This window comes from Ruegeria sp. H7 (assembly GCF_056532945.1).
Map to the genome: position 1 here is coordinate 53253 of NZ_JBQFNZ010000010.1, position 15265 is coordinate 68517.

The following is a 15265-nucleotide window of genomic DNA, read 5'->3' on the forward strand; positions in this document are numbered from 1 at the left end:
CTTCTTAAGTCACGTTTGATCACCTGATTTATAGGAAACTCCAAAATTACTGACAAGGACAAACGCATCTGTGCGAACGGTTTTTCTGTGTTTATTTGCTGAGGTTCAACCTGCCTTGCTTCCCCAAAGAGAAGCAGACTATGAGACCCCTTAACCATACCGAACACCCTGCCCCGCTAAGCTGCGATGCCAATACTGACCTTTGCCAAGGGAAGCCAATACGATGAGCTTTCGGCAGATCGCATCCGTCCATCACCACGAAAATATACGCTTCCACAACGGCCTTCCCGAGGGTTGGAATCGAGACAGGTTTCGGCAGCTCTGCGTGGGATATGCGCAGATCAGAGGCGCATCAGCCCATTGTATTCGCACCTTAGAGATCATCATCGATATGATTACGCCATGTGCTTTTCGAGACCCGTCTCAGGAACCCTTTTGCTACGCGCGCCAGGAAACCCTCATTGCCGGTCGAGGCGTGACAGATCGGACAATCCACAATCACGAACGAGAACTGGAAATGATTGGCCTGCTCGAACGCAGGCTTGGTGCAAATGGGGCGCGTTGTAAGCGCAAGGGGCTCGGCCTCTTTCTGACCCCTGCCCTAAACCTCATTTCAGAGATGCGCGACGCAGACGAGCAAAGCAAAGCCGAGAAGAAAGAACATGACGAGCTGCGCGGGGATCGATCACGGCTTTACCGACATGTGAAACACAGCTTGGCAGTGTTTGCCTCGCTCCCCTGCAGTCCTGAAGGCCTGGAAGACATGATGGGGGAACTTCGATCCTGGCCGCGTGCCGACAAGCTGAAATACATGTCGCTGGATGGGCTCAGATCACATGTTCAGGCAGCTCACGATCTTTGGAAGCGGATCGAAATATATGTTAAAAAACCCGGTGAATTTTCGGGTGAACCCGAAGCCTGTTTCGGGTGCCATATACAAGACCAAATTGAAGAAGAAATTCTGTCTTGTAACGCCGATGGCGAAGTTACAATGCCCTCGGCTGAAGCCTCGGAACCAGATTGTTCTGGCTCCGGGCCTTACGGCCCTCCGCATTGCTTAGAAAGCAATCATCCGACAGATACGGCATCAAGCAAGGCCCAAAAACTACCGCAGGTGAATAACCGCATCCTATATGAACTGGCCTCACCCGAGCTGCGTATGCATATCGATATCGCCGGTGGCGGAGATCAGAATTCCAGCCCGTCGCTCTACGCGATTGAGACCGGCGTTTCGGCGCGATTGTCGGAGATCGGCGCCAATGCCTCCGCATGGCATACGGCGATTGACCGTTTGACCGTGATGGGTGCAATCCTGGCCGGGTTGATCATAGACGCGAGGCTGAGTGATCCGCGCCTGCCGCCCGTGGTTAATCCGGGCGGATACCTTCGCGGTATGGTGCGCGCAGATGAGCGCGGGGAGTTGAACCTGATTTCCAGTTTCATGGGTTTGTTGGCACGAAGAGCCCGGGAGGAGGAAGACGGGTTTCCGCAAGACCCCAAGAAGCGGATTTAACCGTGTCGGGTTGCGCGCTGCCAGCTTCTCCAATTCATGTGTCTCATCGGCAGGTTTTTGCTCTGTTTCCGCCTCCAGAACAGAAGCGTATTCAAATCTGTGATTGGCTACGGGAAATCCCGAGTGGTTTGTTCAGCTTTAGGTTGCTAATCGGCCTCGACGGCAACGCGGAACAGGAAGACGGTCTATGAAAATCGCGGACATTGGCAATTCTGAACTGGATTTCAGACAGACCGGGGAGGCGCGCCTTCAGGAAATTTGTTCCAGGTTTGAGCTGGAGAATGCGTCCTACGCCCATATCGACAAGCATCACAACGTTGTCCACGGTTGCACCACGTTCCCGGCCGAATGGGTCAGGCATTACGTCGACAACGACCTGGTTCTGATTGATCCCCTTATTCGATTTGGCGCCGCAATGATTGCCCCGATTGATTGGGCTGTGTTTGATGATCAGCGTGAACACGCACCGCTATTCGATGCAGCGAGAAAATTTGGTGTGGGTCAGCACGGACTATCCATTCCGGTTATCAATCCGTTTGGGGAGCGTGGCGTCTTTACGGTTACCTCCAACCTGCGCCGTTCCGACTGGGACGCCTTGGTCGGGAGTATGCTCCCTGCCCTTCGCCACGAAGCGCAGGTCCTGCATCTACTCGCGCTCGATGTGATTGATACGGTTTTCAACTTTCCTACGGATGCGTTGTCCGATCAGGAGATGGATGTTCTGAAGATGCTCGCATCAGGATTGATCCCATCCGTAGTTGCTGGCCAGACGGGGCTCTCCTCCAGAATGGTGCATGCTTTGACGTCTTCGATCGTCACAAAACTCAAGTGCCGGACAACGGAACAAGCAGTGGCGAGAGCTGTCAGCACAGGTATTCTTAAATGGACCGATTTCTTTGCCGACCCGGTCGCCGAACTTGCGGATGTTGAAGGACAGACCCTTTGCGGCGGGATCGTGCGTTGGTCTGGAAGATCACACGAGTTGATCACCTTTGAAGATGGTCGAACGGTGCGGAACTTGGATAGCTTTCAGGCGGTTCAGGTCCAGGAAATTGCCAAAGACTTCAATCTGGATGCTGAAAGGATCCTCGAAGAACTTGGGCCCAACCGGGATCAATGCGTGTGGATCAGGCATCTCTGAGTTCGGCCCACGTGCACCGCTTGATTTGCAAAATTGTGAGCAGGGGCAAGTTTCACATAATTTCGCTTCTGCGTTTTTGGTTTGAAGCAGGGGGTGTGTGCTATTTCCAAGTGCGACTTCTGTTAGAAACCAATGGGTTATCTAATGAGGAGAAAATGGCACAGGCGCAGTGTATTCGCAACTCGGCATTTAGAAACGGCGTAGGATTGAGCGCTGGAGGCATGCGAAGGTCCCTGTTCGAGAGATGGCACATGTGTTGAAACGCTCGAAGGCAACTATCCATCGCGAGATCAAATAAACGTCTTCTCAGAACCCTGTCATCTGAACGCGATGGTTACTACGGCGCGTCTGCGCACCGGAAAGCTGCAGATCGGTGATGGGACACCTCATGTCCTACTTCTCACCTGTTGGAGCATGAGACTTGCGGTCTGGCGACGGCAGAATTACGCGAGTTGATGTCGGAAAAGGATACAAATAACGTCCTTTATTGGACTCGTCGGCGGTGTTCATTCGTCCTGTCATCAATTTGCTTGCCCATAAGCATGTCATCCCACCGATGCTCGGCGCTGGTGGGATTGGGTTCTCAATCCAGACCTATATCCGTTTATCCGTTCGTCGAAACAGCGAGTGTGGCGTTGGCCGTGAAAGCTCTAGTAATAGCTTCTGCCCCCATCAACGTAGCGCTAAGGCAAATCCGCAATCGTTGTCTATTCGGAACCTGTCCCTCTATGAGTAGATTTCGATTGGCGTCCCGTCTTTGACCATAGCGTAGATCTCTTCAATCTCCTGATCTGTGACAGCGACGCACCCTGCAGTCCAGTCACGCTTGTTCGTGGGATCAATTCCAGGGCGAGGGCCGCCATGGATAAAAATATCACCGCCCGGAGAACGACCCCGAGCTCGGGCAAACGCAGAATCCGCCTCGTTCGGATAAGAGATTCCGATTGAAAGATGGAAAAGGCTCTCGGGATTGCGACGGTCAATTACATAGGAGCCTTCAGGTGTTCGCCCGTCTCCTTCGAATTGCTTGTGACCTTCGGGGGCAAATCCGAGTCCAATTGGAAAAGCCCGCAAGACACGCTCACTACCATCGAGGATAAGTAGGCGCTGCGCTTTGTATAGCCGAAGCCGAGTCACAACCGGCCCATTGTAAGTACGGAACTTGCTTGCACAGCCGGACAAAAAGGCGGCTATGAAGCCAGAGAGAAACAGACGTCTTTTCATTGGAACTGCTCGGCTCATTTTGATTTTTTCAAAAAAATATCACTAAAGGCCAGTTGAACAAAGGTATATTGGATCTCGCTAGGACAGGAACCGAAAACAAAGTGATCAGTTGTGGCCACCTCGTCAGAAGTGCAATGAGTAACTCTATGATTTCGACATATGTTATTCTTAAGCAATCTTTCAGTTTTCGCCTATTCAGTACGGAGATCGCTGCTGTAGTCAGGTTTTTTGCCGCTGGAAATCTTGACGCCGATTACTAAGTGAGCCAGATCATCTACCGAATTGGATTCTTGTTCTAAGGACTCGTTCACTACGTCTGCACCTGTATCGATTTTCAGGTACCCACGTAGTTTCGCGCCGGGCCACCCACCCTCAGATAGCGTCACTGTCTAGCTGCAACTTAGGACAATCTCTGTCTATGTGAAATTAGATCTACCAAATTTCGCAACCATATTTGAGGCTCTTTTTGTTTCTACTTTGCTTCATCGGCCCGCCCAACGAACCGTTCAAACACTGCAAGAGTTTCTTCGCTTACATGATGCTCAATACCTTCAGCGTCATGCTCTGCCACTTCTGGTGAAACGCCCAAGGCGATCAGGAACTCCACGACAATCCGGTGACGCCTTCTACAAGCTTCCGCCAATTGACGCCCGGCATCGGTCAGCTGAAGTGAGCGGTAGGGTATTTGCTCAATGAAACCCTCTCGTTTCAAACGAGCCAAATTCTTGGAAACCGTAGGTTGGGTCACGCCCAATCGCTCGGCTATTTCGACCGGGCGCGCCGTGCCATTCTGATGGATCAGCTCCGCGATAAGTTCAACGTAGTCTTCAACCATTTCGCTTTGGTGGGCCTGTCGCACAGCCTCAAACCCACTCGCCTGGGTATCAATGCTACGATCTGAATTTACCGGTTTTGTTTCGGTCATCGGCTCACGATTACGTCGCTGGTCTAGTCTCCAGTGTATGCACCTGAAAGCCGAGCTTGACAATGAGCATGCCTTCATCATTAAATTAGACAAGGCTAACTTTGATAGACAGTGCTATGAAACACCTGATAGCGTCCACACTACTTTGCGCATTGCCCGTGATCGCGGATGCCACGGCGATTGAAGAATCTCCTTGGGCTCCGCGCGCTGCCGCGTATCGACTGACCTTGTTCATGGGAAATCTAACCCCGGTTCCCTGGGATGAAATTGAGAGGAGTTGGACTTCGCCCGCACCTGGCAGTGACATTCAGGTCGCTCCCTTGTCACGCGTCTCCGGCAACGAAGCGATTGCGATCAACCAAGCTATGAAAGCCGAAGATCGGCAGGCGCTGTTTGAAGCAAGCACAACTGCCATTGCTGAGGGAATTCTGCGCCATTTGGATGTCGCAAAGACCGCGCTGGGTCAGCCTGAAGCGGCACGCGAGGTCGCGCAAGCGGCTGCTCTGTTCCGCGCATTCGAGGATGGTATCAAGGCTGCAGACACGTCGGCGTCTCGCGATCTGGGCCGGGCATGGTTGGTTCTGAACTCCACCCTTGGCAGCGCAGGAGTACTGGGCAATGGCGCACAAACAGTGGATGTCGACCAATTTGCAGAAGCTCAGGCCACTATTGTTGCCTATATTCGTGCCAACTATCTGCCATCCGAGTATGCCCAACGCGACAAGTTAACACCGCTGCCTGAAACAGTAGTTCTTTCAGGCGAACAAATCACAATGCCCGCCACGCTGCCGCCAGGGTCGAACATCGGAGATCAGGCGCAGCTGCCGCGGCTGGTTCTTCAGTTTGAAGAGGCGGGTGAGGATGAGGCCAATCTACCGCTGGTGGCCTATGGAGATATGCTGTTCGACAGCCCTGAAATCTTCGGCGGCCCGGCGCGCGAGTTGGGCATCGCCTGCTCGACCTGCCACAACCGCTCCGACGTGAACCGGGATTTCTTCATTCCGGGCCTTTCATCCCATCCAGGTGGGATGGATGTGGACGGTTCGTTCTTCAATCCAATGTTCAATGACCGGACCGATGATCACTTGGACACGCCTTCCATGCGTGGCATCCGCTTTACCGCACCTTATGGCCGCGACGGGCGCGAACCAAGCCTGCGCCGGTTCATCCGAAATGTGATTGTGACCGAGTTCGCGGGAAAGGAACCAACGCCGTTCCAGCTGGATGCGCTGGAAGCCTATGTCAAACAGTTCGACTTCCTTCCCAACCCAAAGATCGACCGGTACGGCAAGCTGACCGATCTGGCTTCGGACGACGCCAAGCGCGGAGAGGTGCTGTTCAACACCAAATTTGCCGGACTTGGTGACAAATCCTGCGCTTCGTGTCACACGCCTGACCGTCAGTTCCGCGATGGTCTGACCTACGACATGGGCAGCGCTGAACCACCATTCCCCGGGGGCACGGCTACGGCGTTCGAAACCCCGACACTGCTCAACGTCAATTTCACTGCACCTTACATGCATGACGGATCGCTGCCGACGCTGGCCAGCGTTGTTGACTGGTTCAATGACACCAAGAATTTGGGGTTGGACGAAGCACAGCGCGCAGACCTGACTGCCTATGTCGAAGCCGTTGGCGACGGTGAAGACCCCTATCAAGTATTCGAAGGCCGTGACAGCGTATTCCGCTTGTCCTGGGAAGAACTGACAACATTCGCCAGCACGCTCGATACCCTGCTGCCTATGCAGGATGCTGAAAACATAGCGGTTCTGATCGACACGGTAGCTCCTGATCTGGCGACGGATGCCAGTGTCATGGTCAATCAGAACGCCAAGCCCGAAATCTACGAATTCGCTGCCATCCTGCGAGCGGTTGGCGATGCCAGCGCCGAAGGAAACTGGACCGAAGCCACCCGCCAATGGGAGCTGTTCAAGGCCATGCAGGCCGAAATTGACGAGAGGATGTTCTGATGCTGTCGCGCCGCAATTTTCTGGTCGCTGCAGCCGCATCTGTAGCCCTGCCCGTAATGGCCGCAACTGATCAGGGGCTGAAGCTGGCCTTCATCCCGCAGGAGAACCCCGAAAAGCTGTTGGGTGATATCAACATCATCACAGGCTGGCTTTCCGAGCAGATGGGTGTTCCGGTCACGGGGTTTGTGACGTTTGACCACGCAGCCGCCGTCGAGGCGCTGCGCAACGGTGATGCCGATATCTCGTTCATGGGAGCGTTGCCCTTTGTGTTGGCCGAGGACCAGATCGGTGCCGTACCGCTCTTGTCCGAGGTTTATCGCGGGCAACCCAGCTATTCGGGCCGCGTCTTCGTGCGACGTGACAGCGGTATCGAAACGCTGGCCGATCTCCGGGGACGTGACATTGCCTTTTCCGATCCGGTCTCGGAATCCGGTTACATCTATCCGCTTGATCTGTTTGTGCGCGCCGGGCTGTTCTCGGGCACAGGCGATGCTGACAGTTTTTTCGGGCAGAAGTTCTTTGCCGGTGGTTATCAGCAAGCGATGCAGGCCATGGCCAACGGACTGGTCGATGCGGCAGGCGCAAGCCAGTATGCCGATCTCTATCTGACACCGGATCAGCAGGCCGAGGTCAAGGTGCTGGCGGAATCAGAACAAATTCCCAGCCACGCAATCATCGCCCGCCCTGACCTGGACGCTGGGCTGCAGGCGAAGTTCATTGAAACCATGCTGCGCCTCAACGAGAGTGAGAACCGTCACCTGCTCACCTACCTCTATGGCCCGGACGGCTATCTCCCTGCTGATCCATCGGTTTACGAAGGCGTACGCGAGACTGCGCGGCGGTATGGGTTTCTGAAATGAACCCTGTGATTTCACTCAACGCGGTATCGCAGCACTTTGCCAGTGCGGCAGCTCTTGCAGATGTTTCACTGTCGGTGCAGCCGGGTGAAAGTGTCGCGCTACTCGGTCCTTCGGGTGCGGGCAAATCAACGTTGCTGGCGTTGTTGGATGGTCGTTCGAGCGGTTGGCAGGGCGAGGCCCAGGTGCTGGGCAAGTCACTTTTGGCAACAGGAATTCCATCCCGCGAGGACCGTGCCAATATCGGCTTTGTCTTCCAGGAATTCGCATTGGTTGATCGGCAGAGTGTCTATCAGAATGTGATGAACGGTCGGATGGGCCGGATGAATATCTGGTCCTCACTCTGGGGGCGGTTCCGGGAAGAGGACCATATGTGCGTGACACGGGCGCTTCAGGATACGGGGCTGTCCGATCTGGCAAGCCGCCGTGCCGATCAGTTGTCGGGTGGACAACGGCAGCGCGTTGCGATTGCCAGATGTCTGGCACAAGAACCCGAGTTGATCCTTGCGGATGAGCCCGTCAGCAATTTGGACCCTGCTCACGCAGAACGCATTCTGAGCCTGATCACCAGCTCTGCACGTAGCCGCGAAATCGGCGTCATTTTCAGCTCGCATCAGCCCGACCTGTCACGCCGCTTTGCTGAGCGCATCATAGGCCTGCGAGATGGCGTGGTATTGTTCGACAAACCGTCGGCTCAGTTGACCAGCGGGGACATCGATGAACTGTATCACGGTGCCGGTGTCACATCGGGGCTGCGTGTAGTCAGTTGATGGGTCGATCCGTCATTTGGGTCATGCTGGTGCTGGCGATCCTGTGGTCGCTGACCAGCGGAGATATGGGATTGGGCAAGCTGCCAGGCGCGGGACCCCGTCTGGCAGAGTTTTTGGGGCGTATGATCCCACCTGACCTGTCCGTTTGGCGCGAGGTTCTGACCGGGCTGGCGGAGACTCTGAGGATCGCCATTCTGGGAACATTGTTCGCCGTGATCCTGTCGGTGGGACTGGCCGTTTTGGCCTCTGAAACTATGGTACCACCAGCGATCTGGCGTCCCGTCCGTGCCTTGCTTGCGGTTATCCGGTCGATCCCGCTGATCCTGGTCGCTATGCTAATGGTGGGCGCTGTTGGGTTGGGTCCGCTTCCCGGTATACTGGCAATCACATTTCACGCGACCGGCATGTTGGCAAAGTTCTATGCAGAAGCCATCGACAATGTTGCCACCGCTCCTGTGGCGGCGCTTGAAAGCGCAGGGGCCAACAGAATTCAACAGTTGCGTTGGGCAATCTGGCCGCAGATGGCGCCTGTGATCATGCGCGATACCGTATTTCGGTTTGAGCTAAATCTGCGCGAAAGCCTGATACTGGGCATTGTCGGTGCAGGTGGCATTGGGTTGTATGTGCAAACCTATGTACGGTCGTTTCAGTATGAAAAGGCTGCGACCGTGACGTTGGCAATCATTGTTCTGGTTTTATTGTCAGAGGCGCTGAATATGGCCTTGCAAAAACGGTTCAACTAAGCCGGAATTTCCCAATTCTCTAAAGAAAAGGCTCGTGTCTTTCCTTTTCTTCCATCGCGGTTGAAGGTTGGATGCTTCGCTTGAAACCGGGCCGGTGTAGCCTGCTACACACGCCCTCGCGCTGGTTTGTTAAGGCCTCAAGCTTGCTAGATTGAAAATCGCCTGCGTTGAGGAAAATTCTTGGTGCCAATCTAGCGTTCAAACGGATTCACCGGAGTTGCCATGGGAATGTGTTGCCGAAACATTTGCCACCAGCCTGCCAGTGCGTAGTGCTCTTACACGTGCGTTCATCCAATGCCTCACGACGACTCGGTACATCAGTTCACGAAAAAAGCCAAAGTTCTGCCTGTGACGGACATAAAAGGAGTCAGGTGAGTCAAAGTCCCCAAAATCCTGCACGATGCCGTTTCTTTGAATGTATGTGTCACGGCCTTCCCATTCGACCTGGGGATCGCTCAGGCAATCCGTCCCCACACCATACCCACACAGGCTTTCTGTTTTGGGAAATGTCTGCTGCAACACGCGTAAGAAAAGCTCATCCAGAATAAAGCCTTCCAGCTTTAGCCACGTACCCTCTGCTTCGACTTCAACCCATGAATGCACAATCTCCGTCGGCGCCATCGGATAGAAAAGCTCGGGAACCACACCCCTCTGCAACTCTTTGTGGATCGTAAAGCCATGCAAACGGCATCGGATACCGCTGCCGCGAAACAGTGCCATCAGAAGAGTGCCCTTGGTATTGCATTGCCCATAGCCATTGGCGAGTACCTCTGATGCCGGGATATCGTCTGCACGGTTGTAACCAAAGGCAATCTCGTTACGCACGAAATCATAAATAGCGCCAATTCGATCCAAGACAGGCAGATCGGGCCAGCGCCGTTCCGTTATGAGTCCCAAAATTGCGGGTGTTTCAAAATCAAGCAGAGGTGTGGCGGTTAGCAACGGGTCTCGGTTCAGCATTTGGTCTCTCGTCGAATCAACTCAGAAAGACTTGTAATTGCTACAGTGACTATAGCTTCAAGGGGCTAATTCCAGTTCGCAACGACGCTGCCCAGGGTTACGCGCCGATTTCTTCGTGATCAGTAAGACATTCGGAATGATCGCGCAGAACTTCGAGTACACGACAATCCGAGGTGTTGCCGCCACTGCATTCATGCACCATGCGCTCCAGCTCGGTCCGCAACGCTTCCAGCCGCGCCATTCTTTGCTCAATCTGTTTGAGTTGCCGGCGCGCGATACTGTCGGCTTCATGACAGGGGCGATCCGGATCGTCGGACAAATCAAGCAGTTCGCGTATCGCCTCAAGCGAAAACCCCAGTTGGCGGGCGTGACGGATAAAAGCCAGGCGATCCAATTCGGTATGGCCATAACGCCGCTGGCCACCTTCGGTGCGCCCCGGTTCCGGCATAAGTCCGATCTGCTCGTAGTAGCGGATCGTCTGAACCTTGGTTCCGGTCTTTTTTCCAAGCGTTCCGATCGTCAGCATCTGGGTCTCCTTGCAAAGTTACAGCTTATGTAGGTTCAGGTCAGCACCGCACAATAGCACCTTCCAGCCGGTGGACCTGTGACACCCAGCCGCAGGCTCGAAATCACCTTTGAACCTCTAGCAGGTAGAGGGTGTACACGCCGTTCTGAACCAAGAATCGCAGGCGGACGGCTAACTTTGAAACTGACTGTATTTCAGAAAATCTTATGGGTGCTGGCTGGTGTCGCAACGGCGGCATTTGCCTATCTGATGTTGTGGTCAGATAACAGATCCGTGCGGACCGAAGAAGGTTCTGTCCCGTTCGAGGCCAGGTTCGAACTGACAGATCACTCTGGTGTTGTCCGTACTCAGAACGACTTTGCGGGCAAGTGGATGTTGGTGTTTTTTGGGTTCACCAACTGCCCGGACGTTTGCCCTACAACACTGTCCGAGGTGGCAGCAGTGCAGGAAGGCCTGGGAACCCAATCAAACCAAGTGCAACCCATCTTCATTTCAATTGACCCCGAACGCGACACTCCGGCCGTCTTGGCCGAGTATGTACCACTTTTCGATGCGGGGATCATTGGACTTACAGGCACGTCAGAACAGATAGCGCAAACGTCCAAGACTTTTCCGATATTCTACGAACGGATCGAACAAGCCGCTGCACCGGACGGATACACGATGGGGCATACCTCTCATCTGTTTCTGTTCAATGAGGACGCTGGATTCGTTCAGTCCTGGTCATATGGCACGCCTCCCGAAGAAATTCTTGCGGATCTGAAACAGAGACTCTGAGCACCATGTCCTGGTTTTCCAAAGATACACTTCTCGGCCTGGCCTGGGCGATTGCCCTGGTTGCTTCTCTTTCTGTTCTGTTCATTGGAGAGATCCTGGGGCAGACGCCCTGTGTGCTGTGCTGGTTCCAGCGCGCGTTCATGTTCCCATTGGCGATCGTACTGGGGCTTGGCCTGTGGTGGCAGGACCAGAACGTGGGCCGTTACGGGATAGCACTGGCATTGGGGGGCGCTGCTGTCGCCTTGTGGCACATGGGCCTGTATGCCGGTCTGATCCCCGAAAAAATCCAACCATGCTCAGCTAGCGGTCCGTCCTGCACGGACGCAAATCAAACTGTTTTGGGCGTCCCGATTCCGCTGATGGCGCTCGTTTCATTCGCGCTAATCGGCGTTCTGTGCGCCCTTTCACTCAAGGAGAAACAAGTATGAACAGACGAGGCCTGATTTTGTCCGTTCTCGCATTTGGTGGCGCTGGTTTTGGAGCCGCCTCCTGGTACGTGAACCGCCCGGCTGCTTCAGGCAACACCGAGCCTGTCGCACCCGAAATCGCTGAAACACTTATCCGTTCTTACTCGCCTGTTCTCGGCCCTAAAGACGCACCGGTTACAATTGTCGAATTTTTCGATCCGGCTTGTGAAGCCTGCCGTGCCTTTCATCCGGTCGTGAAGGACATCATGGCACAGCATGGAGACGCCGTGCGCGTTGTGATCCGGTACACCCCTTTCCATGGCGAAGGCTCAGAGGAGGCGATCCGCGTGCTTGAAGCGGCACGCATGCAGGGGGTCTTTGAACCGGTCCTGGAAGCCGTGCTGCGAGAGCAGCCCAAATGGGCCGCGCATGGTGCGCCTGAGCCTGGTCTTATTATTCGAATTGCAGCAGCGGCGGGACTGGATGCCGATGCAGCGCAGGCACAAATGCTCGCGCCCCAGACAGTCGGTGTTCTTAATCAGGATCGCGCTGATGTCGAAGCAGTCGGTATACGGCAAACTCCGACATTCTTCGTCAATGGCAAATCTCTGGATCCGTTTGGTGAGGCTGAATTGAGACGTCTGGTCGCTGCAGAAGTTGCAGCACTGCAAAGCTGAGCAGTAGCGAGAGGTACTATGAGACTCACTACAAAAAATACACTTCTGGCAGGTGTGCTTGCCGCATTCGGCACCACTGCCATTCTATCGGCACCGGTACTGGCAGGGGGCGACGATGTTGTCGTTGAAGATGCCTGGTCGCGGGCCTCTATCGGCACCAACCGGCCGGGTGCCGCGTACATGACGATCCGCAACACCAGTGATGAGGTCGTCACACTGACCTCTATCCGCACCGATCTTGCGATGATGCCCGAGATCCACCAGACATCGACCAATGCAGAGGGCGTTAGTTCCATGGCACCAGCTGGCGAGCTGGAAATTGCGCCCGGTGGTTCCGTCGCGCTTGAGCCCGGCGGGCTGCATGCAATGCTTATGCGGCTGCAACGCCCGATGACTGAAGGCGAGAGTTTTGCGCTGACCCTGATCTTTGCCGATGGAGCAGAAAAGACCGTCAACATACCGATATTCGGTATTGCTGCACGAGGCCCAGAGAACTGATGCAGCGGCGACGTGTTCTCACATTTGGGGCTGCTGGAATTGGCGCAATCGGCCTGACACTCTTTGTCGGATGGTGGCAAGTGGATGGGCCGGGAGCGGCTCAATCAGATCGCCTTCGTCCCCTTGCGTTGTCGGGCATGAACTTTCGCATGGTTGATCACGAAGGGACCCCCGTCACCCCGCAATCGCTGGTCGGACGTGCAACAATGGTGTTCTTCGGCTTTACCTACTGCCCGGATGTTTGCCCGACGACTCTTTCGGATATTTCCCTCTGGCTGGATGATCTGGGCAATGACGCGGACGAATTGAACGTCGTGTTCATAACCGTAGACCCTGAAAGGGACACGGTCGATGCCATGACCGATTATGTCAGCTACTTTCATCCAGCTATTCGCGGTTGGGTCGGCGTTTCGGACCAAATCGCGCAAGCCGCAGACGACTTTCGCGCCACTTATGAAAAAGTTCCTATGGAAGATGGCGACTACACAATGAACCACACCGCAAGTGTTTTTCTGTTTAACCCCACAGGCGAATTTGTCAGCACCATCGACTATCATGAGCAGAGAGAGTTTGCTGTACCCAAGATCCGCCGCGCTTTGAAAAGTGGAGCGGATACAACATCATGAGCGCACGGTTTCTAGCAACCTCGGCGATCGCGATCAGCAGCGTCTCGATTGCTGCGATCATGTTCATTGCCTCGAACAGGTCTGAAATGACGGTGCCTGCGCCCACGGTCTTTCAGGTGCCCAAACTTCCTGCGGAACCGCAGATCACATCGGCTCCGTTGCTGAACGTACCATCAACAGAACTCGCTCCAAGCCCCGTTTCGTTTCGACCTGTTCAGCCGGAACCCATTCAGGCAGAGGAACCTTTGCCTCCTGTTGAACCACCTTCACGAACATGGACGCGCGAGCTTGCGGTGGGTGACACACTCGACAGTATGCTGTCTGACGCGGGGATTGACGCAACCGATCGCGCTGAAATCGCACTTGCACTTGGCGCTGAATACGACTTGCGGCGCTTGCGGCCGGGTCACTCGATAACAGTCGTTGCAACGGCAGCGGATCAACTGCGGAGTGTGGAGCTCGCCGTGGAAGATGGCGTGAGAATTGAAGTGACACTTAGCGAGACATTGTCCACGCGCGTGGTCTCGCCAGAACCCGACACTGTCATTCTGGCCCGCAAAACAGAGATCGAAACTTCGATCTCAAATGCTCTGAGCAGCGCAAAGATCCCGGTTCGTTTTGCGGTGGATCTCGCTCAGATGCTGAGCGGCACAGTGGATTTTCGACGCGATCTGACCGGTGGCGAAACGCTTCGGCTTCTCTGGCGCGAAAAGAGCATCGATGGCGAGAGGGTGGGCCAGTCCGAGCTCATTTTTGCGGCGCTGGAAGTTGATGATCGGCTTTACGAAATAGCATGGCCAGACGACGACAACGGTCGCGCCACGATCTATGTTGATGGTGAACTTCTTCGCGTCTTTGCCCAACCCGTCGAAGGCGCGCGCCTGAGTTCAGTCTTTGGTCGGCGGAAACATCCGGTCTACGGCAATGTGCGGATGCACACCGGTGTCGATTTTGCTGCCGCACGTGGTACTCCGGTACATGCGACGGCCCCGGGTCGCGTGTCTTATGTAGGTTGGCGCGGGGGGTATGGGCGTGTGGTGGAAATCGCTCATGGATCGGACACGGTCACGCGATATACGCATCTTAGCGCAACCGCCGATGGTCTGGCCAAAGGTCAGCGCGTGGAGGCTGGCGAGATGGTTGGCCGTGTCGGGTCGAGCGGCACCGCGACCGGCCCCAATCTTCATTATGAAGTATTGGTTGACGGGCGCCCAACGGACCCGCTTTCTGACAACCGACTTGCTGCCGCTGCGAACAACGAGGTTGAAAGCGAAGCAGCGCGAAAACGCTTAAGAAATGCTCGAGCACAGCTTGAGAAACAGCTGGGCAATCCCGTCGCCAAAAAAAGCGAATCTAGTTCGTGAGAGTTTCCTAAACGGCTTCAAGTGCGCGGCTATCAGTTTGCGGGTATGCGCGCCTGAAGCGGACTGCACTGCAGAAGAACCAAATCAGAGGATGTAAGATGATTGCAATCGCGGGGGCCTTGGTTGGCGCGGTTTGGGGTGGGGTCCTGGCAAAGCGCCGGAATGGCAACAGCCTTGATATTCTTCAATACGCTACAGGATATGGCATCGCTTTTGGCCTGGTGGCGTTATTTCTTTCAATCGCAGTTGTGCGCCTGATGTAACGCGCCAGTAAGCAAGGCGAAAGC

The 15265-nt window shown here is 54.9% G+C and carries 17 protein-coding genes and 1 pseudogene; 14 read left to right on the forward strand and 4 right to left on the reverse strand.

Features of this window, described 5'->3' with window-relative positions; all coding sequences use genetic code 11:
- Positions 1 to 223 precede the first annotated feature (223 nt).
- The 3 genes and pseudogenes from ACR0AC_RS18505 to ACR0AC_RS18515 form a co-directional block, all read left to right on the forward strand.
- Entirely contained in the window at positions 224 to 1513 is a 1290-nt protein-coding gene (locus ACR0AC_RS18505; RefSeq protein ID WP_152460690.1) for a helix-turn-helix domain-containing protein, read from the forward strand.
- Positions 1514 to 1700: 187 nt separating this feature from the next.
- Positions 1701 to 2654: a helix-turn-helix transcriptional regulator gene (locus ACR0AC_RS18510; protein WP_152460691.1), complete on the forward strand. Its 954-nt coding sequence runs from the start codon at positions 1701 to 1703 to the stop codon at positions 2652 to 2654.
- A 205-nt stretch (positions 2655 to 2859) separates the two neighbouring features.
- Positions 2860 to 3028: pseudogene (locus ACR0AC_RS18515) on the forward strand (helix-turn-helix domain-containing protein); the annotation flags it as partial.
- A 352-nt stretch (positions 3029 to 3380) separates the two neighbouring features.
- On the opposite strand, the gene ACR0AC_RS18520 reads toward ACR0AC_RS18515, so the two are convergent.
- Both ACR0AC_RS18520 and mntR read right to left on the reverse strand, forming a co-directional pair.
- Complete coding sequence (locus ACR0AC_RS18520) at positions 3381 to 3878, reverse strand: L,D-transpeptidase family protein (RefSeq protein WP_152460735.1); 498 nt, start codon at positions 3876 to 3878, stop codon at positions 3381 to 3383.
- Positions 3879 to 4350: 472 nt separating this feature from the next.
- The gene (mntR, locus tag ACR0AC_RS18525) at positions 4351 to 4803 is read right to left on the reverse strand and encodes a manganese-binding transcriptional regulator MntR (protein ID WP_152460736.1); all 453 of its coding nucleotides are present in this window, start codon (positions 4801 to 4803) and stop codon (positions 4351 to 4353) included.
- Between the two features lie 320 nt (positions 4804 to 5123).
- Here mntR and ACR0AC_RS18530 point away from each other — a divergent pair, with 320 nt between their 5' ends.
- Genes ACR0AC_RS18530 through phnE form a run of 4 tightly spaced genes read left to right on the forward strand, consistent with a single transcriptional unit; the run spans position 5124 to position 9143 of the window.
- Complete coding sequence (locus tag ACR0AC_RS18530) at positions 5124 to 6773, forward strand: cytochrome c peroxidase (protein ID WP_480875337.1); 1650 nt, start codon at positions 5124 to 5126, stop codon at positions 6771 to 6773.
- Positions 6773 to 7633 (forward strand): phosphate/phosphite/phosphonate ABC transporter substrate-binding protein, encoded by an 861-nt coding sequence (locus tag ACR0AC_RS18535; RefSeq protein ID WP_152460738.1) that lies wholly within the window; start codon positions 6773 to 6775, stop codon positions 7631 to 7633. The genes ACR0AC_RS18530 and ACR0AC_RS18535 overlap by 1 nt, the downstream gene beginning before the upstream one ends.
- On the forward strand, positions 7630 to 8400 hold the full coding sequence (locus tag ACR0AC_RS18540) for a phosphonate ABC transporter ATP-binding protein (protein ID WP_152460739.1): 771 nt from the start codon (positions 7630 to 7632) through the stop codon (positions 8398 to 8400). The genes ACR0AC_RS18535 and ACR0AC_RS18540 overlap by 4 nt, the downstream gene beginning before the upstream one ends.
- The gene (gene phnE, locus ACR0AC_RS18545; RefSeq protein WP_152460740.1) at positions 8400 to 9143 is read left to right on the forward strand and encodes a phosphonate ABC transporter, permease protein PhnE; all 744 of its coding nucleotides are present in this window, start codon (positions 8400 to 8402) and stop codon (positions 9141 to 9143) included. The genes ACR0AC_RS18540 and phnE overlap by 1 nt, the downstream gene beginning before the upstream one ends.
- A gap of 198 nt (positions 9144 to 9341) precedes the next feature.
- On the opposite strand, the gene ACR0AC_RS18550 is transcribed toward phnE, so the two are convergent.
- Both ACR0AC_RS18550 and ACR0AC_RS18555 read right to left on the reverse strand, forming a co-directional pair.
- On the reverse strand, positions 9342 to 10103 hold the full coding sequence (locus tag ACR0AC_RS18550) for a transglutaminase-like domain-containing protein (RefSeq protein ID WP_152460741.1): 762 nt from the start codon (positions 10101 to 10103) through the stop codon (positions 9342 to 9344).
- 97 nt (positions 10104 to 10200) lie between these two features.
- On the reverse strand, positions 10201 to 10629 hold the full coding sequence (locus tag ACR0AC_RS18555) for a MerR family transcriptional regulator (protein WP_152460742.1): 429 nt from the start codon (positions 10627 to 10629) through the stop codon (positions 10201 to 10203).
- Between the two features lie 213 nt (positions 10630 to 10842).
- On the opposite strand from ACR0AC_RS18555, the gene ACR0AC_RS18560 reads away from it, so the two are divergent.
- From ACR0AC_RS18560 to ACR0AC_RS18590, 7 genes are all read left to right on the forward strand, one after another.
- Entirely contained in the window at positions 10843 to 11406 is a 564-nt protein-coding gene (locus tag ACR0AC_RS18560; protein ID WP_152460846.1) for an SCO family protein, read from the forward strand.
- Positions 11407 to 11411: 5 nt separating this feature from the next.
- On the forward strand, positions 11412 to 11834 hold the full coding sequence (locus ACR0AC_RS18565; protein WP_152460743.1) for a disulfide bond formation protein B: 423 nt from the start codon (positions 11412 to 11414) through the stop codon (positions 11832 to 11834).
- Complete coding sequence (locus ACR0AC_RS18570; RefSeq protein WP_050605686.1) at positions 11831 to 12490, forward strand: DsbA family protein; 660 nt, start codon at positions 11831 to 11833, stop codon at positions 12488 to 12490. The genes ACR0AC_RS18565 and ACR0AC_RS18570 overlap by 4 nt, the downstream gene beginning before the upstream one ends.
- 18 nt (positions 12491 to 12508) lie before the next feature.
- The gene (locus ACR0AC_RS18575; protein ID WP_152460744.1) at positions 12509 to 12988 is read left to right on the forward strand and encodes a copper chaperone PCu(A)C; all 480 of its coding nucleotides are present in this window, start codon (positions 12509 to 12511) and stop codon (positions 12986 to 12988) included.
- Positions 12988 to 13614 carry an SCO family protein gene (locus ACR0AC_RS18580; protein WP_050605688.1) on the forward strand — a complete coding sequence of 209 codons (627 nt, stop codon included), beginning with the start codon at positions 12988 to 12990 and terminating at the stop codon, positions 13612 to 13614. Before ACR0AC_RS18575 ends, ACR0AC_RS18580 begins: the two co-directional genes overlap by 1 nt.
- Positions 13611 to 14978 (forward strand): M23 family metallopeptidase, encoded by a 1368-nt coding sequence (locus ACR0AC_RS18585; protein ID WP_152460745.1) that lies wholly within the window; start codon positions 13611 to 13613, stop codon positions 14976 to 14978. Before ACR0AC_RS18580 ends, ACR0AC_RS18585 begins: the two co-directional genes overlap by 4 nt.
- A gap of 98 nt (positions 14979 to 15076) precedes the next feature.
- Complete coding sequence (locus tag ACR0AC_RS18590; RefSeq protein WP_170602105.1) at positions 15077 to 15241, forward strand: hypothetical protein; 165 nt, start codon at positions 15077 to 15079, stop codon at positions 15239 to 15241.
- Positions 15242 to 15265: the final 24 nt, after the last annotated feature.